19 protein-coding genes and 1 tRNA gene are annotated in these 26,405 nt (G+C 71.7%); 9 read left to right on the top strand and 11 right to left on the bottom strand.

Annotation, left to right across the window (positions count from 1 at the left end; genetic code table 11):
• Position 1 precedes the first annotated feature (1 nt).
• The 3 genes from AMY39116_RS0304345 to AMY39116_RS48035 all read right to left on the bottom strand — a co-directional run bounded on the left by AMY39116_RS0304345 (position 2) and on the right by AMY39116_RS48035 (position 5,670).
• Entirely contained in the window at positions 2–1,249 is a 1,248-nt protein-coding gene (locus AMY39116_RS0304345; protein WP_235716055.1) for a sensor histidine kinase, read from the bottom strand.
• A 184-nt stretch (positions 1,250–1,433) separates the two neighbouring features.
• Positions 1,434–3,731, bottom strand: a complete 2,298-nt coding sequence (locus AMY39116_RS0304340; protein ID WP_027935625.1) for a molybdopterin-dependent oxidoreductase — start codon at positions 3,729–3,731, stop codon at positions 1,434–1,436.
• 133 nt (positions 3,732–3,864) lie between these two features.
• Positions 3,865–5,670 carry a rhodanese-like domain-containing protein gene (locus AMY39116_RS48035; RefSeq protein WP_020416481.1) on the bottom strand — a complete coding sequence of 602 codons (1,806 nt, stop codon included), beginning with the start codon at positions 5,668–5,670 and terminating at the stop codon, positions 3,865–3,867.
• A 952-nt stretch (positions 5,671–6,622) separates the two neighbouring features.
• Between AMY39116_RS48035 and AMY39116_RS45945 the strand changes: the two genes are divergently transcribed.
• On the top strand, positions 6,623–7,252 hold the full coding sequence (locus tag AMY39116_RS45945; RefSeq protein ID WP_027935624.1) for a L,D-transpeptidase: 630 nt from the start codon (positions 6,623–6,625) through the stop codon (positions 7,250–7,252).
• On the opposite strand, the gene AMY39116_RS0304325 is transcribed toward AMY39116_RS45945, so the two are convergent.
• A complete protein-coding gene (locus AMY39116_RS0304325; protein WP_020416478.1) occupies positions 7,249–9,543 on the bottom strand; it encodes a helix-turn-helix transcriptional regulator in 2,295 nt (764 codons plus the stop codon). The two genes, AMY39116_RS45945 and AMY39116_RS0304325, sit on opposite strands and share 4 nt — an antisense overlap.
• Positions 9,540–10,700, bottom strand: a complete 1,161-nt coding sequence (locus AMY39116_RS0304320) for an Hsp70 family protein (RefSeq protein WP_020416477.1) — start codon at positions 10,698–10,700, stop codon at positions 9,540–9,542. Before AMY39116_RS0304320 ends, AMY39116_RS0304325 begins: the two co-directional genes overlap by 4 nt.
• A gap of 226 nt (positions 10,701–10,926) precedes the next feature.
• On the opposite strand from AMY39116_RS0304320, the gene AMY39116_RS0304315 reads away from it, so the two are divergent.
• From AMY39116_RS0304315 to AMY39116_RS0304305, 3 genes are all read left to right on the top strand, one after another.
• On the top strand, positions 10,927–12,984 hold the full coding sequence (locus AMY39116_RS0304315; RefSeq protein WP_020416476.1) for an IniB N-terminal domain-containing protein: 2,058 nt from the start codon (positions 10,927–10,929) through the stop codon (positions 12,982–12,984).
• Between the two features lie 109 nt (positions 12,985–13,093).
• Positions 13,094–14,893 carry a dynamin family protein gene (locus tag AMY39116_RS0304310; protein ID WP_020416475.1) on the top strand — a complete coding sequence of 600 codons (1,800 nt, stop codon included), beginning with the start codon at positions 13,094–13,096 and terminating at the stop codon, positions 14,891–14,893.
• Complete coding sequence (locus AMY39116_RS0304305) at positions 14,890–16,137, top strand: hypothetical protein (RefSeq protein WP_020416474.1); 1,248 nt, start codon at positions 14,890–14,892, stop codon at positions 16,135–16,137. Before AMY39116_RS0304310 ends, AMY39116_RS0304305 begins: the two co-directional genes overlap by 4 nt.
• 257 nt (positions 16,138–16,394) lie before the next feature.
• Here the strand turns inward: AMY39116_RS0304305 and AMY39116_RS0304300 are convergent, their stop codons facing one another.
• Positions 16,395–17,648, bottom strand: coding sequence for an HEXXH motif-containing putative peptide modification protein (locus tag AMY39116_RS0304300; RefSeq protein ID WP_235716054.1), 1,254 nt, complete (start codon positions 17,646–17,648; stop codon positions 16,395–16,397).
• A gap of 129 nt (positions 17,649–17,777) precedes the next feature.
• Complete coding sequence (locus tag AMY39116_RS45940; protein WP_157358395.1) at positions 17,778–18,038, bottom strand: hypothetical protein; 261 nt, start codon at positions 18,036–18,038, stop codon at positions 17,778–17,780.
• A gap of 94 nt (positions 18,039–18,132) precedes the next feature.
• Between AMY39116_RS45940 and AMY39116_RS0304290 the strand changes: the two genes are divergently transcribed.
• The 3 genes from AMY39116_RS0304290 (at position 18,133) to AMY39116_RS0304280 (ending at position 20,600) form a co-directional block, all read left to right on the top strand.
• Positions 18,133–18,906: a FadR/GntR family transcriptional regulator gene (locus AMY39116_RS0304290; protein ID WP_017986219.1), complete on the top strand. Its 774-nt coding sequence runs from the start codon at positions 18,133–18,135 to the stop codon at positions 18,904–18,906.
• 76 nt (positions 18,907–18,982) lie between these two features.
• Positions 18,983–20,158, top strand: a complete 1,176-nt coding sequence (locus tag AMY39116_RS0304285) for a hypothetical protein (protein ID WP_235716053.1) — start codon at positions 18,983–18,985, stop codon at positions 20,156–20,158.
• 10 nt (positions 20,159–20,168) lie between these two features.
• On the top strand, positions 20,169–20,600 hold the full coding sequence (locus tag AMY39116_RS0304280) for a pyridoxamine 5'-phosphate oxidase family protein (RefSeq protein ID WP_020416470.1): 432 nt from the start codon (positions 20,169–20,171) through the stop codon (positions 20,598–20,600).
• Between the two features lie 59 nt (positions 20,601–20,659).
• Here the strand turns inward: AMY39116_RS0304280 and AMY39116_RS0304275 are convergent.
• Both AMY39116_RS0304275 and AMY39116_RS0304270 read right to left on the bottom strand, forming a co-directional pair.
• Positions 20,660–20,744 (bottom strand) — tRNA-Ser (locus AMY39116_RS0304275).
• Between the two features lie 20 nt (positions 20,745–20,764).
• A complete protein-coding gene (locus AMY39116_RS0304270) occupies positions 20,765–21,229 on the bottom strand; it encodes a MarR family winged helix-turn-helix transcriptional regulator (RefSeq protein ID WP_020416469.1) in 465 nt (154 codons plus the stop codon).
• 476 nt (positions 21,230–21,705) lie between these two features.
• Between AMY39116_RS0304270 and AMY39116_RS0304260 the strand changes: the two genes are divergently transcribed.
• Positions 21,706–22,617 (top strand): neutral zinc metallopeptidase, encoded by a 912-nt coding sequence (locus tag AMY39116_RS0304260; RefSeq protein ID WP_020416467.1) that lies wholly within the window; start codon positions 21,706–21,708, stop codon positions 22,615–22,617.
• Positions 22,618–22,663: 46 nt separating this feature from the next.
• Here AMY39116_RS0304260 and AMY39116_RS0304255 read toward each other — a convergent pair whose 3' ends face one another.
• Positions 22,664–24,145, bottom strand: a complete 1,482-nt coding sequence (locus AMY39116_RS0304255) for a M28 family metallopeptidase (protein WP_020416466.1) — start codon at positions 24,143–24,145, stop codon at positions 22,664–22,666.
• 75 nt (positions 24,146–24,220) lie between these two features.
• On the opposite strand from AMY39116_RS0304255, the gene AMY39116_RS0304250 reads away from it, so the two are divergent.
• Positions 24,221–25,198, top strand: a complete 978-nt coding sequence (locus AMY39116_RS0304250; RefSeq protein WP_020416465.1) for an NAD(P)H-quinone oxidoreductase — start codon at positions 24,221–24,223, stop codon at positions 25,196–25,198.
• Here the strand turns inward: AMY39116_RS0304250 and AMY39116_RS0304245 are convergent.
• Positions 25,195–26,394: a cysteine desulfurase-like protein gene (locus AMY39116_RS0304245; RefSeq protein ID WP_027935623.1), complete on the bottom strand. Its 1,200-nt coding sequence runs from the start codon at positions 26,392–26,394 to the stop codon at positions 25,195–25,197. The two genes, AMY39116_RS0304250 and AMY39116_RS0304245, sit on opposite strands and share 4 nt — an antisense overlap.
• Positions 26,395–26,405 lie beyond the last annotated feature (11 nt).

Raw genomic sequence — 26,405 nt, 5'->3', positions numbered from 1 at the left:
GTCACGAGACCACCGGGATCACCACGTGAACGGCCCAGCCCGCCTGCCCCACCGGACCCGCCCACGCTGTCCCGCCGAGCGCGACGACTCGTTCTGCCAAGCCGCGCAAGCCCGACCCACCGGCGCGAGCCCGCTTGAGCAATCCCTGCCTTCGCACACCGTCGTTGACCACTCGGACGAGCAGGTGCGCACCGTTGCGGCGTACCGCCACCGACACCTGACGCGCCTCTGGAGCATGGCGCCGTACGTTTGTGAGAGCTTCCAGCACGACGCGGCGGATCGTGCCCGCGATCTCAGGCCGCGCTTCCTCCGCTCGCTCATCCAACTCCAGCCGCACCCGGATGGGTCCGAGCGCCTCGAATCGTTGCACCAGGGCTGGCAGGTCCGGGAGCCAGCGTGACCGCTCGACGTCGGCCATTCCGGGCGCGTTCTCGCCATGTCGAAGCCAGCACAGCGCCTTGTCAATCGAGTCGAGCACGCGAACGCCGGCCTCTTCGATGCGCTCCAGCGCACGATGCGCATCGCCCGGGGCACGGCCGGGAAGCCGCGCAGCCTGAGCCTCCAGCACCAGCCCGGTCACCTCGTGCCCCAGCCAGTCGTGCAAGTCGCTCGCCAGTTGCATGCGCTGCTCGCGGCGGGCGGCGCGAACGGACGCCTCGCGCTTCTGGTCGAGAGACCTCAGGTACAGACCAACCGCCACAGCACATGCTGCCAACAACGCCCAGCCGAAGCACCACTCGCTTGCCAAACCAGTCGGCGGAGACGCACGCGAACCGGCCGTGAGCCGCAGTGGCGCCAGAACCACCGCAATCATGAGCAACCCGGCGGAGAACGGCGCACCCCGCCCCTTCGCCTGTCGGACCACCTGCACGAGGACGCACAGCAGGAAAGCGGTCTCCAACAGCAGCCACGAAGCGAGGCTCTGATCCGCCGCTTCGCCGTCGCAGAACGTCGCCATCAGCGAGCTCACGGCTGCAACCCCGGACGCCGCAGCAATGACCGTGGGCCTGCGGGTGCGTTGCACCGCGATGCCCAGCGCGGCAAGGAGAACCACCAGCGAAGACGCGGTGGTGAGCACAGTGCCGACGGGCATCGCCACGAGCACCGTGCACACCGCCCCGAGAACTGGGACAGGCCAGCCCAGTTCTGCCTTGATCCTTCGGCCGACGCCGGTCGTGGTGCTCATGTCTTCTCCCCGTTCGGAAGTGGCGGTGATAGGAGAATGCACGAACTGGTTCGCGAGCACCATCTACCAAAAGACAGATATTGCCAGGATCGCCAGAACGATTAGATCGATTGGGTTAGCGACTGAATTCGATTCTGGTGTACTGTCGAAGACACCGCAGGTCACGCGAACCACCAGATCTGCTGCGGTGCAACCAAAATCGAGGACAAGGAGCTTCCATGCGCTACACCCTGCCCACCATCTCCAGCTACACCTCGCGTGTGCGCGAGATGACCGGTGGTCGATTCACGACAATGCCAGGTGGTTCACCCGCGAAACGCTCGATTTCGACCAGCACGTGCTGCCCCGTGCACCCTTGGGACAGTCGTGACGACGGGACGTCCGCGGTGAGCACGTTGGGGTTGCCGTGCACGCACAGGGATCCCGCCGGATCGAACCAGGCGCCGGTCGGCAGCTGTGCCACGCCAGGGCGAAGATCGGTGCAGAGCACGGCTCCAGCCAGACAAGCGCCGCGGTCGTTGAATATGCGGACCACGTCTCCGTCGCTGATTCCCCGCGGACCCGCGTCGTCCGGGTGCAGGCGGACGGCCTCCCGGCCGGCGACCTTCGCCGCTTGGCTGACCGCACCGCCGTCGAGCTGACCGTGCAGCCGGGTGTGGGGCTGATTGGCAATGAGGACCAACGGGAAACGACCGGCCCGCTCACCGCCGGACCACTCGACGGGCTCCAGCCAGGCTGGACGACCAGGACAGTCGTCGTAACCGAACGAAGCCACTTTCTCGGAGACGATCTCGATCCGGCCGCTCGGGGTCGCGAGCCGGTTGGCTATGGGGTCGGCCCGGAAGTCGGCCCAGAGCGTCCGGTCGGTCTCCGTGTTCGGCAACCGGAAGCCGCCCTCTTCCCAGAATTCCTCGAAGGACGGCACGAAGATTTCCTTGCCGGCCAGGCGCTGCCGCCAGGTGCCGTAGAGGTGCTCAAGCCACTCGCGCGCCGTGCGGCCCTCGGTGAACCGCTCCTCGATCCCCAGCCGGGCAGCCAGTCCGGCGAGGATCGCGTAGTCGTCCCTGGCCTGGCCGCGGGGTTCGGCGATCCGGTGCATCGCGACGAGGTGGGTGTCACGGCGGCCGGAGCCGAAGTCTTCACGCTCCAGTGCTGTCGTGGTAGGCAGAACGATGTCGGCGTGCCGTGCGGTGGCGGTCCAGAAGGGTTCGTGCACGACGACGGTGTCAGGACGGGCGAACGCTTTTCGTAGGCGGTTCAGGTCCTGGTGGTGGTGGAAGGGGTTGCCACCGGCCCAGTACACGAGACGGATGTCCGGATAGGTGCGTTCGGTGCCGTCGTACTGGTAGGGGGTGCCGGGATTGAGGAGCATGTCCGCGATCCGGGCAACCGGGATGAACTGCTTGACCGGGTTGATCCCCTGGGACAGGTAGGGCACCTGGAAGTTCGGGCCGATGTCGCCGCTGTCTCCCATGGAGCCGTATCCGTGCCCGAAGCCGCCCCCGGGCAGCCCGATCTGGCCGAGCATGGCGGCGAGGGCAATGGCGGCCCACACGGGTTGCTCACCGTGCTCGATGCGCTGGAGGCTCCAGGTGACGGTGATGAAGGTGCGGTGGGTGGCCATGCGCTTGGCGAGGTCGACGATGTCCGCGCCCGAGATGCCGGTCAGGGCACTGGCCCAGGCGGCATCCTTGACAGTTCCGTCGTCGGCGCCGAAGAGGTAGCGCTCGAACGCGTCGTAGCCGGTGCAATAGCGGTCGAGGAAGTGGCGGTCGTGCAACCCTTCCGCGGCGAGGGTGTGCGCGAGCGCGAGCATGAGTGCGGTGTCCGTCGCGGGGCGGATGGGATACCACCGCGCGGCCAGCCGCTGGGGGAGATCAGCGCGGAGTGGGCTGATCAGGGCGACCTCGACGTCGCGGTCGGCGAGCTGGGCGAGGAACCCGGGTGTGTGGTGCCGGGTGACTCCGCCGGGTGTGACGAAGACGTTCTTCTCGGGGACTCCGCCGAACGCCACGAGTAGTTCGGTGTTCGCCACGATCGTCGGCCAGCTCGAACCATTGCGGAGGACATCGTTGGCGGTGCCGACGATGTGCGGCAGCACCACCGAGCTGGTGCCGTTGCTGTAGGTGTTGCGAGAGGAGGTGAAACCACCGAAGGCGTTGAGGAACCGGTGCAACTGGCTCTGGGCGTGGTGAAAGCGGCCGGCGCTCGCCCAGCCGTAGGAGCCGCCGTAGATCGCCTCGTTCCCGTGGTCGGCCCGGACCCGTCGGAGCTCGGCAGAGAGCAGATCAAGGGCCTCGTCCCAGCTGACCTCGACGAAGTCCTCGTGACCGCGTTTCGGATCCGGCCCCGGCCCGCGCTCCAACCACCCCCGTCGGATTGCCGGCGCCGCGATCCGGTTGGGGTCCGTCAGGGCGCTCGGCAGGTTGCCGAGTAACGGTGACGGCGCCGGGTCTTCTGGGTGCGCGGCGACCTGAAGGTGCCCGTTTTCGTCTAGTCCGGCTGAGAAGGCTCCCCAGTGCGAGGTGCTCGGCCGCAAGCGCATACGTCTACAACTACCAGGAAGGAAGGTGCGCGACCGTGTGGTGAGAAGTGAGTGTGGACATGTCCGGGCACGCGCTGCCCGGGCTGGGCTCCCTGCGTGAAGCAACCGACCCGGGCAGCACGTGGTCGCTTCGCTACGGGTTCGGGCCGGTCGCCGCGGGACGGTCGGGCTGGTTCGACCACTGCGACCACGAACCGGGGTACAAGGCCGCGTCGATGCCGGCGATCGCGAGGGCCGCGATCTCGTGAGCCGCCGTCACACCAGAGCCGCAGTACACCCCGACCGGGCCTTCGGCTGCGCCGAGCTCGCGGAAGCGGGCGGCGAGCTGCTCGGGCGAGCGGAACCGACCCTCGGTGGTGAGGTTCTCGCCGGTCGGCGCGCTGATGGCACCGGGGACGTGGCCGGCGCGCGGGTCGATCGGCTCCTGCTCGCCCCGGTAGCGCTCACCGGCGCGGGCGTCGAACAGCGTGCCCTTACCAGGCAGCGCGGCTGCTTCGTCGATGGTGAGGACGGGCAGGTGACCGGGTTTGAGGAGGATGTCGCCCGGCTCAGGGTTCCGGCCGAAACCGGTTTCCAGAGGCCGGTCGCCCCACGCGGCGAGTCCGCCGTCGAGGAGCCGGACGTCCGCGACGCCCGCCCAGCGGAGCAGCCACCAGGCGCGTGCGGCGGCCAGGTTCCCGCTGTTGTCGTAGACGACGACGGACGAGCCCTCGCGGATACCCCAGCGGCGGGCGGCGGCTTGGAGCGCGTCGAGGTCTGGCAGGGGGTGGCGTCCCTCTGCGGGGGACGGCGGCGCGGCCAGTTCGGTGTCGAGGTCCACGTACACCGCGCCCGGCAGGTGGCCGTCGAGGTAGTGGCGGTGCCCGTTCGGGTCGCCCAGTGCCCAGCGCACGTCCAGCAGGACGGGTGGGGCGGACGAGTCGAGCTGCCGCTGGAGTTCGTCGGCGGTGATCAGGACCGGTGGCCGCGGCAGGTCGAGTTCCGCCGGGTCGGCCGAACCCGGCGCTTCGCCACGCGAGGCGGCCAGCGCGAGGCGGCGCTGCACCGCGGCGTTGAACGGTGTTGGGACGCCGTGCAACCGTCCGAGCAGGACGATCTCGCCGTTGAGGTAATCGCCTTCGACGGATCCGGCGCCTCGGGCCAGGCTCTGGCGGGTGGAGCTGCCGGCGCGTGGACGTCCAGGGATCTCGGCCGCGTCCGCGGCTGAGGCGTCTATTTCGGACGCTTCGCGTAGATCGACCGGTTCGATCCCTGCGGCGGCCAGCACTCGACGTCCCTCGGCTCGCAGGTCCCGGCTCAACGACGCGGTGCGCTCGTCGTGCCCGAAGAGCGCGTCGACGGCGTTGCCGAGGTTGGCGAGGAGCTTGCCGGCCTTCCAGCGCAGCAGGTCCGGCACGAGCTGGACGCCGAAGCCGGCTGTGCGCAGGTCGGCCGCGATCGCGCTGAGGCGCGGGTCGTCACCGGACGGGAACTGCCCCAGCCACAGGATGCCCGGCAGTTCAGCGCCCTGGGCGCTCACCTCACCCGGGTCGATGTAGGACACCGGCATCCACAGCGACGCGCCGAACACGGTGGCGAAACGACGCAGTGCCGCGCGCTCGTTCTCGAGGCCGTTCTGCAGCATCACGACCGGCAGGTCGGCGGCGAGGCCGGAGCCGGCCGGGCGCCACGACCACTCTTGGAGGACCGACTCGGTGTCCTGGGTCTTGGTGGCCACGACGAGGACGTCCGACGAGGTCAGTTCGACGTCGGCGGCGCTCCCGGCGACGGGTACCCGCACGAGCTGCTCGCCGGTGGGCCGGAAGTACCGCAGCCCCTGTTCGCGGATCTTGGCGCCGTGCTCGCCGCGCGCGATGAGCACGACCGGAAGGCCGGCGAGTTGCAGCTGAGCGGCGACGGTCGAGCCGACCGCGCCCGCTCCGATGATGACGTAGCGCATGGGGCCATCGTGCCCGAGCGGCGGGCTGAGGGTCTCGGCGCTTCCGCGGGTTGGGACTCGCACCGAGGACGCGCCTGGAGGCCGGGCACTGCTCAACGGGCCTGGGCGTGGCCGGGAAGCGTTGGCCCTGAGACGCGGACGCGAGGCGCCGGGGACGAGACGGCCGGCGCCAGGCGCTCGACGCGAGACTGGCGGACGTGGAGCGCCAGGTGGGGGCGTTGGGCCGCGAGGCGCTGGTCACATCGCGACCCGCACAGGGCGTGGGACACCGGCCATGGGGGCGCGAGGCGGTGGGTACGAGGCTCCGGGCGGCGGGTGTTGGGGTGGGCGCGAGGCGCTCGGGTGAACTGCGCGGGGCGCGGGGTGCGGGGCGCGGACGTGGGGTCGGGTGCCCAACGCAGGGAGCGGGCACGGACGCCGGACGGGGAGGCACAGGCAGAAGCAGACGCAGACGCTGAGACGGAGGTACCGGCACAGGCGGAGACGGGCCTGCGGCCGTGGCCGGTGGCTGGGGCCGGTGGCCGGTGGCCGGTCGCCTGGGGCCGGTGGCCGGTGGCCGGTCGCCTGGGGCAGAAGCAGGGGCTGGTGCTGGTGCTGGGGCTGGGGCTGGGCCGGTGGCAGGGGCAGGGGCAGGGGCTGGTGGCAGGGGCAGGGGCAGGGGCAGGGGCAGGGGCTGGTGGCAGGGGCAGAGGCTGGGGTGCGGCCGGTGGCTGGTGGCCGGTGGCCGGTGGCCGGTGACTGGGGCCGGGGCCGGGGCCGGGGCCGGGGCCGGGCCGGGGCCGGGGCCGGGGCCGAACCAAATCACCTGAGGCAACGCCCCACCACTCATCCGAGTGAAGTTCGTCCCCTCAAACCTGGTGCAACAAGATCGTGACCTGTCGCGCTCAACCACCACCCCGCGGACCACGTCTATCCGCTTGTAGACGCCGAATCGAAAAGCTGGGGGAATCGAGTGACCGTCAAGAAGATGGTGCTGGCCGCGGCGGCCGTGGCAGCCGCGTTGGTGCTCGGCGCTTGTGGGGGCGCTTCTGAGCAGGCCGCCGTGCAGCAGGTCGCCGCGACCACCGCCGTGACCAGCGCTGCCCCCACCACCAGCGCGCCGCCCGTGACCACCACCTCGGCTGCGCCCGCGTCGAGCACCAGCAGCTCCGCGCCCGCGCCGTCGAGCAGCTCGAAGACCTCCACCTCGAAGAAGACCACCAGCACGACGACCAAGGCCAAGGCCGCCCCGGCGGGGGTGCCCTGCTCGGCCACCGTCGACGCGTGCGTGGACCTCTCCGCGAAGAAGGCGTGGCTCCTCAGCGGCGGCGAAGTCGTCTACGGCCCGGTCCAGATCATGCCCGGCTCAGCCAGCGACCCGACCCCCGTCGGCACCTTCCGCGTCTCCGCGAAGGTCAAGGACTACCACAGCCGCGAGTTCGACGCCCCCATGCCGTACTCGGTCTTCTTCCAGCCCGGCATCGCCTTCCACCAGGGCAGCCTGTCCAAGTACTCGCACGGCTGCATCCACCTGTCGCCGAGTGCGTCGCAGAAGTTCTTTGGCACCCTGGCTTCCGGGGACACCGTGCAGGTCGTCCGCTAGGACGCCACCTGCACGATCTCCCGCAGCTCGGCCAGCAGCTCACCGCGGCTACCTGCGCCCAGGCGCTGGCGCATCCGCGCCATGTGGTGCTCGACCGTCTTCGCCGAGATGAACAGCCGGTCACCGATCTGCTTGTACGTCAGCCCGGCGACCACGAGCTCCGCGACCTGCCGCTCCCGCTCGCTCAGCCGCACCCCGCCCGTGTGCTCCACCGCCTCCCGGCCCGGCCGGCCCTGGAGCACACGGGCACAGTCCAGCAGGGTCACCATCGCCTTCCGGTCGGACGTCCGGATCGCCGCCTGCCCGGCCAGCCGCGCGCCGTCCCAGCACAGGCCCACCCCGTGCAGGTCACGCGCCGCCGTCTCGACCGCCACGGCGTCGACCTCGCCGCCCAGCACCTCCAGCCAGCACTGCGCCGCACGGGCGATCGTCGCGAAGTACGGGCCCGCCGACGCCGCCTCCGACAGCGCCGCGGCGTGCGCGGCGGCCTCCTCCGGCTGCTCCGCGATCACCGCCGCGTGCAGGCCGCTCCAGTGCAACGCGCTCGCCCACAACGGCGGATTCCCCAGCCCGGCCAGCAACTCCCGCGCCTGCCGCAGGTGCGGCGCCAGCCGGTCCCGCTCCCCCAGCCGCGCCGCAGCCACCTCGAACTCCCCGAACGGCAGGAACGTGAACAGGTCGACCGGGTGCCGGACCACCGCCTCGCGCGCCTGGATCCAGATCCGCCGCAACCCGGCCAGATCACTCGACCGGCGCGCCAGCCCGACCCGCAACCCGACCGCGAACAACCAGTCCCGCGGCGACAACTGCTCCCCCGCCGACCGCAACTGCGCCGTCGCGCCCTCCTCGTCGCCACGCAGCATCGCGATCCACGCCAGCAGCAACCGGTGCCGCGGCACCAGCACACCCGACGACACCGCCCGCTCCAGCAACGGCTCGGCGATCGCCGCCTCACCCGAGTGCAACGCGACCAGCGCGCCCAGCGCCGCCGGGCTGTCCGGCAGCAGCACCCGGTCCGACACCGGCTCCAGCATCTCCGCCGAACGGATCAAAGTGGACAGTGCCACCGTCGGCTGGTCCGTCACCGACTCCAGCACACCACGAGCCGCCGACGACACCGCGCCCGCGAGCAGCGTCGGCGGACCGTCCACAGCGGACTTGCCGAGCAGCTTCTCCGCCTCCGCCAGCCGGCCGGACCCGGTCAGGCCGATCACCGCGAAGCAGCGCGCCGCAGCCGTGTCGGACCACTGGAACAGCTCCGCGCTGCGCGCCAGCTGGCCCCGGTGCGCCAGCGCCGCGCCCGCGACCTGCGCCCCCTCGGCCCGGTCCACTGCATCGTCCGCGGCGATCACCTGGTCGGCCAGCTGCAGCGCCGTGTCGAAGTCCCCGGTCCGCGCGACCGCCTCGGCCCAGCGCGTGCCCACCGCCGCCGTCGGCCGCCCGGCCCGCACCGCCGCCTCGTACAACCGGGCGGCCAGCGCCGGATCGCCGGCCGCCTCGGCCGCGGCCACCTCGAACGCCGTCGCGACGTCCGCCCCGGTCACGCCCGTCCCGATCAACGGCCGGACCAGGCTCAGCACCGGCCCGCTGCGGTCGAGCTGCCGCCGGATCAGCCGCAGCCGCAAGGCGATCCGCCGGTCCGCGGGCACCAGCTCCCGCAGGGCCCGCGCGGCGACCGGCAGCAACCGGCCGTCCGGCCCGAGGTACCCGGTCGCGCGCACCGCTTCGACCGTCGACGCCGGCAGCTTCAACGCGGCGAGCAGGTCCGGATCGGCCCCGGCCTCGACCGCGAGCAGGTAGCACAGCGAATCCTCGCCGGCCTGGTCCAGCTCGTGCCGGAACGCCGCGACCAGCTCACCGTCACCACCGGCCAGCAGGCGCACGAACCCCGGCACGCCGCCGGTTTGCGCCAGCACCGCGTCGACCGCCAGCGGCCGCCCGGCCCTGGCCAGGAACGTCTCCGTGCGCAGCCGGTCGAACGGCCGCAGCACCAGCTGTCCCGTCAGACGGCCGAGCACCTGGTTGAGCGCGGAGGGCCGCGGGTGCGGACGGGCCGCGATGACCAGGCCGGCCGACTCGTCGTCGAGCTGCCGGGCCACTTCGGACAGTTCGGCGTCGGTGAGCAGGTGGGCGTCGTCGACCAGCCGCACGCCGGGCGCGCCGGCGAGGTGGTCGAGCACGGCGGTCTTGCCGTAGCCGCCAGGGGCCACGATCGCGAGGCGGACCGGCGCGAGCTGACCGGATTTGATCGCCGCGCAGACCCGCTCGGTGGGTTCGTCCAGCAGGATCACTCGTCGTCCTCGCTTCGGGAGCCGCCGCGGCGGGAGGGCGCGAACCGGCGACGGGGCGGTTCGAGCGGGGTCAGTACGACGGGCGGCCGCGGCGGAACGGGTTCGTCGTCGTACACGTCTTCGGGTTCCAGGTCGGGGAAGCCGGTCACCTTGGGTACGAGCGCGGTCGACTCGACCGCCGCGCCTTCCACGAGCCGCGCGACCAGCGCCGCCCCACGCGCGACCGCGGACGCCGGCTCGGGCTCGGCGACCACCCGGCCGCCGGTCAGCCCAGCGACCACTTCGGCCAGCAGCGGGACCGCCGCCGTGCCGCCGACCAGCAGCACGGCGCTCAGCCGTTCGTACCGGCGCAGCGGTTCGAGCGTCGCGAGCAGGCCCGGCCGCGCCAGCCGGTCGAACTCCGCACGCGTCACCCGGACCGGCCCGATCTCGGTCTCGGGCAACGCCGACAGCCGCTCCTTCGCCTCCGCGCACACCAGCCGCAACGCCGACGGCGCGACGTCGCCGCAGCGCTCACGGACGTGCTCGAACAGCAGGTCGTCGAGCGTCTTCCCGGCCGTCGGCTCGGCCGGTTCGGCGTGCGTGACCAGCTCGAACGTCGTGGCTCCGCGGCGCAGCACTGCGAGGTCGGCGTGCTCACCGCCGATCCGGCACACGCCGACGAGCGTCTGCGGATCGATCCGCTCACGCGCGAGGTGCCCCTCCGCGGCGGCGACCGGCGTCGGCAACAGCATCGCGGGCGGCAAGCCGGCCGCGGCCAGCGCGTCCAGCAGCAGCTTGCGCCGGTAGGTGCCCCAGGACGGCGGGTGGGTGATCGCGATGCGCTCGGCAGGCTCGCCCTCGTCGGCGGCGACCTGGTCCACGACCCACCCCGCGACGGCGGCCGTGAGCGCCTCGGCCGTGTACAGCTCGTCACCGAGGAGGAACGGAACGTCGTCGCCGACCCGGCGCAGGAAACCACGCGCCACCCGGTCGGGTTCCACGACCGACCGCCGCACCGCCTCCGCGCCGACCGACACCGTCGCGTCCGGAGCGACGTGCACGACCGACTCGACGCCAGGCACGACCACCGGCTCCGACCAGCGTTCGCCCACGTCACGGCACACGGCAGCGGCGATGCCGGTGCTGCCGATGTCGATGCCGAGAACGTGACGCATAGGGGTTGAATCCTCACTCACGGGGTCGCCCCTTCGTACCAAAGTCGCCCGTTGGGGTCACATCCCCTAATCCCCTAACCGGTGGCCCCCATGGCCTCGCCGAAGGTTGCGGACCGATCCCCGATGCCTCGGTAACGGAACGGTCACTAGGTTCTGCCAAGGCGTCCTGCGGTGCACCCTGGACGCCTTGTCCGTTTTCACCCCCCGAGATCCGCGGAGATATTCCTTGTCTCTCCCCGCCCAGAACCTGCACGAGTTCGTGCTCACCCTGCTGAACGACGAGGCTGCCCGGTCGGCGTTCGCCGCCGACCCGACCAGCGCGCTCGCCGCCGCCGGCTTGAGCGACGTCACGCCGCAGGACATCCAGGAAGTCGCCCCGCTGGTCGCCGACTACGCGCCCGCGCCGCTGGCCGACGCCCTGTCCGCGCTGCCGCTCGACGCCGACGTGACCGACCTGCAGGGCGCCATCGCCCAGCTGCAGGCCGTCGCGGACGCGGCCGACGCGCTGCCGGTCGAGGCTCCCGAGCTGCCCCTGGACGTCCCGGCCCGCGCCGACCTGCCCGTCGACACCTCGGCCCTGCCGCTCGACACCTCGGCCCTGCCGCTCGACACCTCGGCCCTGCCGCTCGACACGTCGGCCCTGCCGCTCGGTGGCGAGCTGCTGGGCGACCTGCCGGTGGAGCTGCCCGCGCTGGGCGACCTGCCGCTGGACGTCCCCGCCGTCGACGGCCTGCCGCTCGACGTCCCGGTCCGCCAGGACCTGCCGGTCAACGCGCTGCCGGTGGACCAGCTGCCGCTGGACGCGCTGCCCACGGACAGCCTGCCCACCGACGCGCTGCCGGTCGAGCTGCCCGAGCTGGGTGACATCCCCGTCGAGCTGCCCGAGCTGAGCGACCTGCCGCTGCAGCCGCCCGCCGTCGACGGCCTCCCGCTGGACGCGCGCAACGACCTGCCGACCGAGGCGCTCACCGGCGCGGCCCCCGAGCTCGGCGAGCTGCCGGTCGGGCTGCCCGAGGTCGAGGGCCTGCAGGGCTCGCTGCCCGGGCTCCCGGTCCAGCTGCCCGCCCTGGGTGAGCTGCCCTCGCTGCCGACCGTGGGCGCCGAGCGCGCCGACGTGCCGAGCGAGCTGACCGCCCTGCCGGTCGACGGGAGCGGCCTGCCCCTCGACACCAGCGCGCTGCCCCTCGACGCCGGTTCCCTGCCGGTGGGCACCGAGGACGTCGCCGCCCTCGGCGAGGCCGTCGGCCTGACCGAGCTGCCGGAGACCGGCGACCTGCCCGTCGACTTCGACACGCTGGGCTCGCTGCCGGTGGCCGCCCCGTCGCTGGGCGACAAGCCGTTCACCGCTCCCGACCTGGACATCCCGGCCGTCGGCCGCGTCGACACCGCCAGCGCGGGCTCCGAGGACGGCTACGCCACCACCGTGTCCTACGAGGGTGAGCTGGCCGAGGGCGCCGCCGCGGCCGCCGCCGCCAAGGAGGGCGCCGGTGTCGCCGGCACCGCGGGCACCCCGGCGGGCGCCTTCATCGGCAGCGCCGCCGGCAGCACCGAGGGCTTCACCGGCGGCTTCGCCGTCGAGAACAACGAGGGTGAGCTGCAGGGCGGCCTGACCGCCGGTGAGGACGCCGTCCTCGCGGGCGCCCGCACCGACTCGGCCCTGGGCACCTACACCCTCGGCGTGGACGGCACCCCCGCCGACGTCCCGAGCTTCGACGAGGCCGGCGACCTGGCCGGTTCGCTCGACTCGGACGTCCTCGGCCGCGCCGAGCCGGCCGCCGGCACGATCGCCGACTACATCTCGATCGGCGGTGACCTGGTCGGCGGCGGTGTCGCGCAGAACTCGGCCACCCTCGGCGAGTACCTGACGCTGGGTGGCGCGCAGGCCGGTGACCTGGTCACCAACGCCGGCGCCCAGGCGGGCACCGCGATCTCCGACGGTGGCCACCAGGCCGCGGACCTCGCCGCCGACCTGCCCGCCGCCCCCGGCGTGCCGGCCGTGCTGCCCGCCGCCGTCCCGGCCGAGATCCCGGCCGAGGCGCCCGGCGACCTGCCGGTCCACTTCGGCGCCGAGCTGCCGCAGGGCCTGCCGCACCTGCCGGTCGCGAACCCGCTGCCGGAGGTCACCAACCACGTCGAGCACGCGCTGACCACGGACCCGGTCAAGGAGGTCGTGTCCGTGACCGACAGCCCGCTGGTCGACACGCTCGGCCCGCTCAACCACGCGCCGCTGCCCGAGGCCGCCGACCTCGACAACCTGCACGGCGACCTGCCCCTGGGGCACTGACCGGTAGCCGCAACGGCGCGGCTACCACTCACCGATGAAGCGGCGGGGTTCGTCTCAGAACGGACCCCGCCGCTTCACGTTTTGGTCACGACACGGCACACTCCTCCGCGTGCTCGCACCACCCTGGCTCGACGTACTGGACGACACCGCCCACGTCTGCGCCACCCAACGGCGCCCGGACCTGGCCGATCGCATCCGCAGACGCAGAGCCCAGCTGCTCGACGAGAAGCTGCGGGTCGTCGTGATCGGGGAGACCGGCCAGGGCAAGAGCCAGCTGGTGAACGCGCTGGTCAACGCCCCGGTGTGCGCGGTCGGCGAGGACGCCACGACCACGGTCCCGGCCGTCGTGACGCACGCCGAGACGCCGACGGCGGCCGTCGTCACGGCCGGCCCGCGGGCCATCGAAGGCCCGGCGCGGCAGCCGGTGCCGGTGGAGTCGGTGACCGGCCAGGCCAATCGGGAAGCGGTCGCTGTGAGCGGTCCACCGGTCGTCCGGGCCGAGGTGGGCCTGCCCCGCGCGCTGCTCGCCGGCGGGCTGGCGCTGGTCGACACCCCGCCGCGGGCGGCGATGGAGACCGTCGACTCCGCGGACGCGGTGCTGATGGCCACCGACGCGACGAGCGAGCTGTCGGCGTCGGAGATCCAGCTGCTCGAGCAGGTCGTCCGGCTGTGCCCGACGGTGCTCGTGGTGCTCACCAAGATCGACCTGGTGCCCGGGTGGCGGACGGTCGCGCAGCGCAACCGCAACCGGCTCGACCAGCGCGGGCTGATGGCGTCGCTGATCCCGGTGTCCGCCGCGCTGCGGCTGGCCGCGGCCCGCACCGGCGACCAGGCGCTGAACGCCGAGTCCGGGTTCGGCGAGCTGGTCAAGTGCCTGCACCAGGACCTGCCAGGGCAGGCGGACCTGCTGGCCCGGCGCTCGGTCGCCGCCCTGAGCACGACCACCGTCGAGGCGCTGCAGAACGAACTGACCGAGGAGTTCGCCGCGACGCAGCAGCCGGACAACGGCGACGCGGTCGCGCGGTGGCACGCCGCCGGGCGGCGCCTGGAGAAGCTGCAGCGGGACGCGAACCGCTGGCAGACGCTGCTGTCCGACGAGGTGTCCGACCTGATCTCGGACGTCGAGTTCGACCTGCGTGACCGGACGCGCAAGATCCTGGTCGAGGTCGACGAGTACTTCGAAACCGCCGACCCGGCGAAGACGTGGCCCGAGTTCGAGGAGTGGCTGCGGGAGAACCTGACCACGGTCGCGGAGACGAACTCGGAGTGGCTGCTCGACCGGTTCGAGTGGATCGCCCGCAAGATCGCGCGGCAGGTCGCGCCGCACCGCGAGGACGCGCTGCCCGACTCGCTGCCGCGCGAGGTGCCCGGTGACGCGGTCGGGGACCTGCGGATGCCGCGGGTCGAGCGGTTCAGCGTGGGGCAGAAGCTGTTCGTCGGGATGCGCGGGTCGTACAGCGGTCTGCTGATGTTCGGCCTCGCGACCACGATCGCGGGCCTGCCGCTGATCAACCCGATCTCGCTCGGCGCGGGCGCCGCCTTCGGCGCGAAGAGCGTCTTCGAGGAGCGCGGCAACCGGCTCAAGCGGCGCCAGCACGCCGCGAAGACCGCCGCGCATCGGTACGTCGACGACTTCTTCCTGCGCTACGGCAAGCACAGCAAGGACACCGCGCGACAGATCCACCGCGCGCTGCGTGACCGGCTCAACGGCGTGGCCGACGAGCTGCGTGGCGAGATCAGCGCGACCGCGAAGACGTTCAAGCAGGCCATCGACGACGACACGACCCGCCGCACGGTCCGGGCGAACGAGATCCGGCGGATGATGGAGGAGCTGAACGTGCTGCGCCGCCGCGCCCAGGCCCTGGCCACCCCGGCGCAGCTGCCCACCCAGCGGGGGATCACGGCGTGAGCCTGGCCGCGAGGACGCACGCGGTCCTGCAGGAGGCCCTCGACGTCTACCAGGACAGCCCGCGGGCGACGAGCTGGCTGCAGCGCCAGCTCACCCGGTTCGACGACCCGCTGCGGCTGGCGGTCGTGGGCCCGCGTGGATCGGGCCGGTCGACGCTGCTCGCCGCGCTGGCCGGGGAGCAGCCGCAGGGCGAGATGACCTGGTTTCGCACCTCGCCGGGTCGGTCGCAGGACGAGCTGATGCTGATGGACACCCCGGCGATCGACGGCGGCGCGGCGCCCAGCACGATCGAGGGGATCTGCATGGACGCCGACGCGGTCCTCTACCTCGTGCGGCGCCCGTCCGGAGCCGATCTGTCCTTCCTGCACACGCTGCAGGACCACCCGGTCGCGCGGGCGGCGGCCGTCAACGCGCTGATCGTGTTGTCGCGGGCGGACGAACTCGGTGGCGGACGGGTGGACGCCGTCATTTCGGCACGGCAGGTCGCGCGCCGGTACCGGGTCGCGCCGGAGGTCGCCGGGCTGTGCCAGGACGTCGTGCCGGTGGCCGGGCTGCTCGCCGCGGCGGCGCGCACCCTGACCGAGCCGGAGTTCGCGGTGCTGCGCGCGCTCGCAGCCGTGCCGCGGGAGGAGCTGGAACCGCGGTTGCTGTCGGCGGACCGCTTCGCGGCGGCGGAGTTCCCGGCGCCGGTGGCCGCGTCCGACCGCGCCACGCTGCTCGCGCGGTTCGGGATCTTCGGCGTGCGGCTGGCGTTGACGTTGATCCGCCGCGGTGCCGACACGTTGCCGGCGTTGGCTGGTCAGCTCGTGCCGCGCAGCGGCCTGGCCGACCTGCGTGAGGCGATCGACGGGTACTTCGTGGCGCGGCGGGACGTGCTCAAGGCGCGGTCTGCGTTGATCGGGCTGGAAGTGGTGCTGCGCATGGAACCGCGCCCCGCCGCGGCCGGGCTGGCCGCCGAACTGGAGCGGTTGCTGGCGGGCGCCCACGATTTCCGGGAGCTGCGGCTGGTGGCCGCGCTGCAAACCGGACGGACGTCTTTTTCGGCGGAGCTGAAAGCGGAAGCCCTGAGATTGCTCGGCGCCGGCGGAACTTCCCGAGCCGCGCGGCTCGGGCCGGATCAGGTGTTGCCCGCGGTGCGCCGGTGGCGGGACCAGGCGGAGAACCCGGAGCTGAGCGCCGGGGAGCGTCGCGCCGCGGCAGTCGTGTTGCGCAGCTGCGAAGCGATGGCGAACGGGACGATCTGAGGCCGTTCGTCACGAGGCTGTGGGCTCGCCTGGTTGACGAGCCCGGCCGGTTCAGTCGTCGTTGGAGTCGGCGGGCTTGAGGTAGGCGGTGCCGCCGGTGGGCATGCGGCGGAAGAAATCCACTCGCGTGATCGGCTGACCGTAAGGCTGACGGCCGAGGCCCGGATTCGGGGAAACAACCCCGTTTTCCGGCCGGGGAGCCATCGTTTCGCCGGGCCGGTTTTCGTGTCTCCGGCGAGGGTCCCACTGGACTGACATCAGTTTCCTTCCGACGCAAATGTTCCGTCCGAAGAGGACAGTACTCCTCCGCGCGGGGTGGCACGAACCAAGGTCGCTTCCACCAGCGCGCCGAGGACTGTCGCACGTTCGGCACCGATTTCCGACAGGGACTTCCCCGCCGGGGCCTGACTAAGCTCGACGACCAGATCAGCCGCTCCCCCGTCGAGCCAGTGCAATTCCGGTGGGTCGCCGGGACGGCCGGCGAGCACCCGGCCGGTGGCCTCCATCCGGGCGAGCCGCAGCAGCGGGTCCAGCGCGTAGTGGCCGGGCGGCACCGGACGGGTGACCGGAGACAGTTGTTCGGGTCCAGTCTCATCACACATCAAGGTGTGCAGGAGCCACCTGGCGTCGAATTCCAGCGCGTCCTCTTCACCGAGCAGCCAGCGGCCGATTTCGGTCGCGCGCTCACGAGCGCGGGGCAGCAGGGAATCCGGGCCGAGCCGCGACGTTTCCCCGTGCCGCTCCACGTCCTGGGCGAACTGGGCGAGGCAGGTGTAGGCGTGGAACGCGGCGATGACCTGCTCCACCGGCCACGCGGCCGACGACCAGGACGGCCGGAAGACCCGGCCCTGCGCGGGATCGGCGCCGAGGAAGCTCCGCGTGATGGCGAAGTCGAACAGCTTGACGTGCGCGCCTTCGTGGATGATCGCCTCGGCGACCTCGTAGGGCGACGACGGCCGGTCGATCAGGACCAGTCCGGGGAAGAGCCGCGACGACGCGGAGATCAGGCCGCCGGAGGTCGCCGGGTCGAGGACCACCAGCAGGCCGACGTGCGCGAGCAGGTCGTCGGCCAGCGCCGGGCTGATCTCGCGGACCTTGCGCAGACCGGCGGCCACGGTGGCCAGCGCTTCGTCGTCGCCGGTCAGCAGCCGCGGCGGGCGGCGACCGGGCAGGCTCTGCGTCTGGATCACCCGCATCGCCTCGGCGAGGTGGTCATTGGCCTCGGCGGCGGTGGCCACCCGGATCGAGACCGGGCCGGCCGGCAGTTCGGTCGTGATCGGACCGAGTTCGTCGTCGGCGTCCACGTAGGGCAGACGGCCGGCGAGTGCCTCCCCGATCCGGAAGCGGAACAGGGGGTTGTCGAGCTGCGCGACCGGAACCGAGTCGTGGCCGGGAGCCAGGAGATCGAGCCCCAGCCGGTACAGCGCGCGACGCTCCTCGATCACCGCGTGGGCGGGCGCCAGCGCCGCGTGCACGGTGGTGGCATCCGGCCAGGCAGGTCTGGAGTACATCCGAGCGCCGGCTTCTTCCGCTAGGAGGGGAACAGCCAAGGACCGCGCGAGAGTACAACCAGGCGGTCTGGCCCCCACACCGGGGGCGGCTGTCAGACAACAGACGGAGCCGCCCCCTGTCGTCCGCGCTTACGCGCCCGTTCCGAGGAACGAGACGAGCTGCGCGAACCCCAGCACCGCCAGAACGAAACCCGCCGTCAGGGTCATCACGATGACCGTTCGCCACCCGATGATGGTCACCCCGAGAGCTACCAAGAAAATCACAGCGAACAGAGATTCCGAGTTCACAGCGAACACCTCCTCACTGGCCAGGTGGCGGCCCGGCTGGTGGCCCGCCCGCTCACCTTCGATGGCAGTTGTATGATCGCGGCGCTGTCGGTTGTCTGTCAAGTGACTACACCTGACAGACAACTTGCGTCTGGCATCAGCTTGGCGTTATGGTCTTCGGAAGCTCGGGGACCCAAGAGCTCGCGAGAGGTTGACGATGGATGACGAGAGCTGGGCTCTCTCACCGAACACGCGCAAGCCGCTGCCCGAACTGATCGAGGACAAGATCAGGTCGCTGATCCGCAGCGGCAAGTTCAAGGCGGGCGACCGGCTGCCGACGGAACCGGAACTGGCTCAGCGGATGGCGGTGGCCCGCAGTTCGCTGCGCACCGCGCTGCAGCGGCTCCAGCTCCAGGGCGTGGTCGAGGTGATGCGGGGCCGCGGCTGGTACGTCCGGTCGACCGACGTGTCCGAGCACGACGAGCCGCTGGTGTTCGACCGTCGGGTGAGCGACGCGGACCTGATGGAGGTCCGGATCGCGCTGGAGGCGACCGCGGCGAGCCTGGCCGCGACCCGCGCGACCCAGGGCGAGCTGGACGACATCGCGAAGCTGGCGAAGCTGCACCAGTCCGCGTCCATCGACGACAAGGACGAACTGCTGCAGACCGACGAGGACTTCCACTCGGCGGTGGTGCGGGCCAGCCACAACGAACTGCTGGACCAGCTGTACCGGTCGCTGGTGCCCCAGCTGCGCGGTTACCGCCGCAACAGCTACGGCAGCTCCGAGGTGCACGTCCGCTCCGCGAACGACCACAACCAGGTCACGTGGTTCCTCAAGCGCCGCGACGAGGGCGGCGCCCGCGCGGCGATGGCCACGCACCTGCTCGGCCTGTACAGCGACCTGGTGGCGCAGACCGGCACCCCGCCCGGCGAGCGGGCCACGCTCACGACGTACGCGCTGGAGGACGAGCCACGCTGGCACCGGGAGTGAATTAAGCCTATCGGCCGCTTTCGCCGTCGCGGCCTCTCCGCCGATCATGGGTTCTCTCGGACCGGGCGGAGAGGCTGTGACAGCTGGGGAGAAACAGCGGCCTGGTGTCGATACGCGCCCGAAACCACGCCCGGCGGTCCTTCGTCTCGCGTTCGTCCTGGTCCTCGCCGGTGTCGCCGCGCTGCTCACGGTCGTGTCCTGGCGGGCTGCGCCCGGGTGGCCGACCGCCCTGCACGACGTCCTGGAAGCGGTGTTCCCGCTGGTCGTCGTGGCGGGCGCGGCGATCGGCGGGTACGAGCTGTTCGTGCACCCCTGGCTGGTGACCGAGATGGCGCGGATCTCCGGCCCGCGGATCGTCGAGGCGCTGCTCCCCCAGCAGGTCATGGAGACCTTCCTGCACTCGATCTACGGCGACAACGAAGCCAACCGGGACGTGGTCACGGGCGTGCTGGGCGGCGAGGGGCTGCGCCCGCTCGGCGGGGACCTGACGATCAGCACCCACACCGGCGTGACGTTCGAGCTGAGCGCGGTGGACCACGAGATCTACCACCTGACGACCGCGGTGACCTACAGCTTCAAGAAAAACGTGCACGTCGACCGGTTCATCATCTTCGCGACGTGCAACGCGCTGCTGCGCGACTCCATCAGCGCCGGATGCCAGCTGCCGCTGTTCGAGCTGTGGTTCGTGCCGGACAGCTCGCTGTTCGAGAGTTCGGTGGACGACATGCTGCCGTCCGTGCGGCTGCGGATCGAGTACCTCGACGGCGAGGGCAGGCACCACGTGGCGTCGTCGAGCAAGCTGGAACTGCGCGAGGTGAAGTACCAGCAGTGGGCCGACTACCTGACGTTCTTCCGCACCAACATGGGCCCGCTCCCCCGCCAGAACACCCTCGACCACCTCGCCGACCTGCGCATCTTCGAGTGCGACCTGTCCGACATCGCCGGCGACGACCACACGGTGGCCGCGATCGAGCGCCTGTCGATGCGGGCGACCGCGCTGCAACGCATCGACGACGGCTACTGCTACTGGCAGGCGCCGTACCCGTGCTACGTCGAACGGATCTCCATGTCCGCCAAGGAGCTGGACATCGAGGGCGGGGACGCGTTCGAATTCCGGGTGGTGCCGTTCACGTTCCGGTCCAACACGGCGTCGGCGCGGTGGCTGACGCCGGAGGAGCTGAGCGATCTGGACGTGCGGTCCTGGCTGCTGCCCGGGCACGGAGTGGCGCTGCTCTGGCGACCGGCGAAGTGAGGACGCGCGGATGACCGAGCCCGACTTCGACATCGACGCCTTTCTCGCGCGGCCGCTCACCGCTCACGTCGCCACCAGCGGGCCGACGGTGCGACCTACCTGGTACCTCTGGGAAGACGAAGCGCTGTGGATCCTGACCGGCCCGTGGACGAAACTGCTCGGCCGCGTCAAAGCCGATCCCGCTGTCGCTGTCGCCATCGGTGTGTGCGACATCGGGACCGGCGAGGTCCGGCAAGTGATCGCGCGCGGGAAGGCCGAAGTGCTGCCGTTCGACGTCCCGAGGGGGCGTCGCAAGCTCAGCCGCTACCTGGGAGCCGACGAAACCCGCTGGGACGAGCGGTTCCGGCGGTACCTCCACGACGACCCGGCCGAGCGGGGAACGGTCTGGCTCCGACTGCGCCCCAGCTCCCTCACCGCGACGGACCTCAGCTACCAGGTGTGAAGGCGCGCGCAGGCCTACGCCGGGGCGGCGTCACCCGGCATAGTGCCTGTCGACAGAAGCGGAAGCGGAGGGATTTGAACCCCCGGTGGGTTGCCCCACGCTCGCTTTCAAGGCGAGTGCATTCGGCCGCTCTGCCACGCTTCCCTGAGGCTCAGGGTAGCGGCTCAGCCGCCCAGGCCTTCGAGGTGTTCGTCGACCCGGGAGAAGACCCTCGCGAGCACCGACTGCTCCTCCGGGGTCATCAAATCGATCAGGTGGGCCCGCACGCCCTCCACGTGCGTGGGCGCCGCCTCCTTCAGCAGTGCCTCGCCGCCGGGGGTCAGTTCCGCCACCACTCCCCGCTTGTCGTCCGGGTCCGGGGCGCGGCGGGCCAGCCCCGCGGCCTCCATGCGCGCTATCTGGTGCGACAGCCGGCTCTTCGTGGACCCCATCGTGGTCGCCAGCTCGGACATCCGCATCCGCCGCTCCGGCGCCATCTCCAGGCACACCAGCACCTCGTAGTCCGTCAGGGACACGTCGTGCGCGGCGGCCAGCTCCCGGTGCAGCCGCTGGCGGAGCCGCAGCGTGGCGACGATGTACGCGCGCCACGCCGACATCTCCGGCTCGCTCAGCCACCGGACTTCACCCATGTCCGGAACAGTAGCGCCGAACTGCGATTACCAACCAACGAGGGACGGCGCACCGGTTGAGGATTCGCGCCCACAGGCGCATGCTTGGAGACAACGGTGGATCGGTCACCGGACCGGGGACGCACTACCCGGGTGTGGCCCGTCGGGCCGTCCGCCGGGAGAGGGTCAGGTGGTTCAATGACGAGAAGTTCCTCGCGGTTGACTACCGGATGCAGCTGTGGACCCACAGCCGGGATGCGGTGAACCCAGTCCGGCTGTGACTGTGAGCAGCAACGGGTTTCCATCTCGATGCGCCTCGACCATCGCTTGCGCACAACGGCGAACTCGAACCTGCTTCAGTGCGGTCTCCGTGTCCGCACAGCAGAGTTCCTCGCCGGCCCGCGACGTGGTCAGCCGCTGATTACAATTGACAACCTCGGTAATCCTGGGTGCGGACTCGCGGAGTCCGCACCCAGGCTTTTGTGAGGGAGTACGCGGTGAGGTTTGACGAAGGCGCCGGGCTGGACACGTCCGAGGTCGACGACCTCCGCGGCGGCGGTGGCGGCATCGGGAGCCGGGTGGCGCTCGGCGGCGGCGGGCTCGGCATCGTCGGCGTGATCATCTACTTCGTGCTCTCCCAGATCGGCGGGGTCAGCCCGAGCGGCGCGGGCAGCCTCGGCGAACTCGGCGCCGGTCAGCAGGTCAGCAACGGGTCGCTGGCGCAGGAGTGCCGCACCGGCGCGGACGCCAACTCCAACCACGACTGCGCGATCGTCGCCATCGTCAACTCCATCCAGGACTACTGGAGCGACCAGTTCGCCCGCTCCGGCCGCACCTACCGCACCGCGCAGACGAACTTCTTCAGCGGCGGCGTGCGCACCGGCTGCGGCAGCGCCACCTCCGACGTCGGCCCGTTCTACTGCCCCGCCGACTCCGAGGTCTACATCGACCTGTCCTTCTACCAGGAGCTGCAGACCCGCTTCGGCGCGCAGGGCGGCACGTTCGCCGAGGCCTACGTGCTCGCCCACGAGTACGGCCACCACGTGCAGAACCTGCTCGGCACGTCCCGGCGCGTCGGCAACGAGACCGGGCCGACCTCCGGTTCCGTGCGGCTCGAACTGCAGGCCGACTGCTACGCCGGCGTGTGGGCCAACCACGCGACGACCACGCCGTCGTCGACCGGGCGGCCGCTGATCACCGAGGTCACCCAGGACGACATCGACCGCGCCCTGGACACCGCGTCCCGCATCGGGGACGACTACATCCAGTCCAACCTCGGCGGCGGCCAGGTGGACGAGTCCCAGTTCTCGCACGGCACGTCCGCCCAGCGGGAACGGTGGTTCACCACCGGCTTCCAGACCGGCGACCCCGCCCGGTGCGACACCTTCGGGACCAACAACCTGGGCTGACGCGCCACGGGCTCCGCCCGGCGCACGGCCGGGCGGAGCGCACGCGTCACGCCGCGGCCAGCGCCCTCGCCTCGCCGGCGGGAGCGCGGTGCGGCTTCACCGCCGCCTTGCCGGGCGCGACCCCGTTGACCGACTCCGTGCTCAGCGCGAACGTGCCCAGCGTCCAGGCGATCGCGTCCGCGTTGCGGTCCAGCGCCACCCGGTCGACGTTGCCGAGGTTGTCGCACGCCTGGTGGTAGCACGGGTCGTACGCCACGCCCGCCTGGCCGCCCCACTTCGCCGCCTGCTCGGGGGTTTTCACGTCCTCCGCGCCCGTGAACAGGCCGCCCGCCGGAATCCCCACCGCGATGAACTCGCCGTAGTCCGAGCGGCCGTCGAAGTCCGTGCCCTCCGTCGGCACGCCGCGCGCGTTCAGGTACCCGGTCAGCTCGGCCTCGATCTGCGCCGAGCCGTACGGGCCGGGGCCGGCGCCGACACCGTCGGAATCGTCGCCGTCGTAAGCGAAGTACGCCGCGTTCGGCGAGCCGATCATGTCGAAGTTCAGGTACAGCGCGATGTCCAGCTGCTGCTCGAAGCTCAGCGAATCGACGTAGTGCGTGGAGCCGACCAGGCCGAACTCCTCGGCGCTCCACCACGCGAACCGCACCGCGTTCTCGACCTTCGGCTTTCCGCCGAGCTGCAACGCGATCTCCAGCAGCGCCGCCGAACCGGTGCCGTTGTCGTTGATGCCGGGGCCCTCCGGAACGCTGTCCAGGTGCGCGCCGGCCATCACGACGTTGTCCTTGCGGCCGGTCTTCGTTTCGGCGATGACGTTGTAGGACGTGCGCGGCTCCTGGAACTCCCGCAGGTCCAGCGTCACCGTCGCGCCGTTCTGCCCGGACAGCGCCTGCCCGTCGGCCTGCGAGATGCCACCGGTCGGGATCCGCGCCGCCGCCGGGTCGCCCAGAGTTCCGTTCAGCGGGCCGGCCTCGTTGTTGTAGATGATCGCCGCGATCGCGCCCGCGTCCGCGGCGGCTGCCTGCTTCTGCGCGAACGGGCACGCGCCGCGCGACACCAGCACGATCCGGCCGGCCACGCCGGTGTAGTCGGTGACCTCGCAACCGGGCGTGGCGTCGACCGGCACCACGGCCAGCGGGGCGGTGATCCCGCCCTCCGGCGTGGACACCGTGTACGTCATGACGGTGATCGGCACGTCGGCGCCGTTGACCGTCAGCTTCTCCTCGATCGTCTCGGTGAAGATGAACGGGAACTCCTGCCGCGTCACCGAATAACCGGCGGCTTCGAGCTTGCCCGCGATGTACTCGGCGGAGGCGGCGTGCCCGTCGGTGCCTGCGGCGCGGTTGCCGTCGTTGCGGTCGGCGATGCGCTGCAACGCGATCAGGTGCCGGTTGATGGCACCCACGTCGGTCTTCTTGACGAGCTGGTCGGGTAACGGGGACGGGGCTGCGATCGCGGCCGGGGTGGCGGCCGTCGCCAATGCGGCGGTCAGCACCAGGGCGGCGAAGGATCTCTTCGGCCGAAGTGACATGAGGAGTCACTTTTGTCCCGATCCGCGTGGAGGTCAATCGTGCATTCGGTGTACCCCGGCAATAGGGTCGGGCACATGCATGCGATCAAGCTCCGTGAACCCGGCGGCCCGGACAACCTGGAGTGGGTCGAGGTTCCCGATCCGCGGCCGGGCCCCGGCGAGGTCCTGCTCGACGTCGCGGCGAGCGCGGTGAACCGGGCCGATCTGCTGCAGCGCCAAGGCAACTACCCGCCGCCGCCCGGGGCGAGCGACATCCTCGGGCTCGAGTGCTCGGGCACGGTCGCCGAGCTCGGCGAGGGCGTCGAGGGCTGGCAGGTCGGCGACGAGGTGTGCGCGCTGCTCGCCGGTGGCGGTTACGCCGAACGCGTCGTCGTGCCGGCCGGTCAACTGCTGCCGGTGCCCGGCGAGGTCGACCTCATCACCAGCGCCGGCCTGCCCGAGGTCGCCTGCACCGTGTGGTCGAACGTGGTGATGCACGCGAACCTGGCCGAGGGCGAGGTGCTGCTCGTGCACGGCGGCGCAGGCGGCATCGGCACGCACGCGATCCAGGTGGGCAAGGCACTCGGCGCGACGGTCGCGGTCACCGCCGGCTCGGCCGACCGGCTGGACCGCTGCCGCCAGCTCGGCGCCGACATCGCGATCAACTACAAGGAGCAGGACTTCGTCGAGGTCCTCCGCGACGAGACCGGCGGCGCCGACGTCATCCTCGACAACATGGGCGCGAAGTACCTGGACCGCAACGTCAGCGCGCTGAAGACGAACGGCCGCCTGGTGATCATCGGGATGCAGGGCGGCGTGAAGGGCGAGCTGAACATCGGCAAGCTGATGGCGAAGCGCGCCAGCGTCGCCGGGACCACGCTGCGCGCGCGGCCGGTGGACGACAAGAGCCGCATCGTCGCGGACGTGCGGGAACGGCTGTGGCCGCTGGTCGCCGAGGGCGCGGTCCGTCCGGTGATCGGTCAGGTCGTGCCGATGTCGGAGGCGGGCAAGGCGCACCAGGCCCTCGAGGAGGGCGGCGTGTTCGGCAAGGTGCTGCTCTCGGTCCGCGGCTAACGCAGTTCTTCCAGCACCCGCACCAGCTGGTTGACCTCGAAGACGTTGGAGTAGTGGGCGAGCGCTATCCGCACCGCGCCGCCCACCTCTCCGACGCCGAGCGCGGCGAACACGCCGCTGGTGCCGAGGTCGGCGAACGCGCACAGGCCCTGCGAGGCCAGGTACTCCGCGACCTCCGGCGCCTTCTTGCCCATGACGGTGAACGCCAGCGCGGGGATGCGGCGCATCGCGTCGCCGATGACCATGACGTGCCGCAGCGCGCGCAGTTCGGTGCTGAGCTGGGCGAGCAGCCCGGCGTGGTACGACTTCGCCGAGCCGAGCGAGGTCACCAGCCGCTCCCGGCGGGAGCCGGTGGCCGCGTCGTCCAGGCCGGCGAGGTAGTCGATCGACGCGACGAGCCCGGCGAGCAACGGGTACGCGTGCGGGCCCAGCTCCAGCCGGGCGGGGCCGCGTGCGCCGGGGTCGAGCGAGGCGGACGGGAGCCGCTCCAGCAGGTCGGGGTCGCGGAAGACGAGGGCGCCGACGGCCGGGCCGCCCCAGGCCTGCGCGGACACCACGAGCACGTCCGCGCCGAGCGCGTTCATGTCCAGCGGCAGGAACGGCGCCGCGGCGGTCGCGTCGACGACCACCAGCGCGCCGACGCGCTTGGCGAACTCGGCGATCGTGGGCACGTCGGGCCGGGTGCCGACCGCGCCCGACGCGGCGGTGACGGCGACCGCCTTCGTGCGGGCGTTGACCAGGTTCTCGTACTGCCAGGCCGGCAGCTCGCAGTTCTCGATGTCGATCTCGGCCCAGCGCACGACCGCGCCGACGCGTTTCGCGCCGTGCGTCCACGGCGCGATGTTGGTCTGCTCGTCGAGGCGCGAGACCACCACCTCGTCGCCCAAGGTCCAGCGCTCGGACAGGGCGTCGACGAGCCGGCGCAACAGCACAGCCGCGCTCGAACCGAGCACGACACCGGCCGGATCGGCACCGACGAGATCGGCCACCGCCCGCCTGGCCGCGGTCACGATGCTCTCCGCGCGCTGGGACGCCGGGAACGCGCCGCCAGGACCGGAGACCGGGGCACGCATCGCCGTCGACACGGCCGAGGCCACCTGTTCGGGTACCAGCATTCCGGCAGGGCCGTCGAAGTGGATCCAGCCGTCACCCAGCGCGGGGAACAACCCACGAATTCGAGCGACGTCGAACGCCATGGACAACACCG

The sequence above is a fragment of the Amycolatopsis sp. ATCC 39116 genome, assembly GCF_000231075.2.
In the GTDB taxonomy this organism is placed as follows: domain Bacteria; phylum Actinomycetota; class Actinomycetes; order Mycobacteriales; family Pseudonocardiaceae; genus Amycolatopsis_E; species Amycolatopsis_E tucumanensis.
The sequence above is the reverse complement of the archived record's forward strand: the minus strand, read 5'-3'. Positions and strand labels throughout refer to the sequence as shown.

Bases quoted from the DNA above. Each gene is read 5' to 3' on its own strand.
- AMY39116_RS0304250 (WP_020416465.1), top strand. From the start codon at position 24,221: ATGCATGCGATCAAGCTCCGTGAACCCGGCGGCCCGGACAACCTGGAG.
- AMY39116_RS0304320 (WP_020416477.1), bottom strand. From the start codon at position 10,700: ATGCGTCACGTTCTCGGCATCGACATCGGCAGCACCGGCATCGCCGCT.
- AMY39116_RS0304255 (WP_020416466.1), bottom strand. From the start codon at position 24,145: ATGTCACTTCGGCCGAAGAGATCCTTCGCCGCCCTGGTGCTGACCGCC.
- AMY39116_RS0304340 (WP_027935625.1), bottom strand. From the start codon at position 3,731: ATGCGCTTGCGGCCGAGCACCTCGCACTGGGGAGCCTTCTCAGCCGGA.
- AMY39116_RS0304300 (WP_235716054.1), bottom strand. From the start codon at position 17,648: ATGTACTCCAGACCTGCCTGGCCGGATGCCACCACCGTGCACGCGGCG.
- AMY39116_RS0304280 (WP_020416470.1), top strand. From the start codon at position 20,169: ATGACCGAGCCCGACTTCGACATCGACGCCTTTCTCGCGCGGCCGCTC.
- AMY39116_RS0304345 (WP_235716055.1), bottom strand. From the start codon at position 1,249: ATGGTGCTCGCGAACCAGTTCGTGCATTCTCCTATCACCGCCACTTCC.
- AMY39116_RS0304245 (WP_027935623.1), bottom strand. From the start codon at position 26,394: ATGGCGTTCGACGTCGCTCGAATTCGTGGGTTGTTCCCCGCGCTGGGT.
- AMY39116_RS0304290 (WP_017986219.1), top strand. From the start codon at position 18,133: ATGGATGACGAGAGCTGGGCTCTCTCACCGAACACGCGCAAGCCGCTG.
- AMY39116_RS48035 (WP_020416481.1), bottom strand. From the start codon at position 5,670: ATGCGCTACGTCATCATCGGAGCGGGCGCGGTCGGCTCGACCGTCGCC.
- AMY39116_RS0304270 (WP_020416469.1), bottom strand. From the start codon at position 21,229: ATGGGTGAAGTCCGGTGGCTGAGCGAGCCGGAGATGTCGGCGTGGCGC.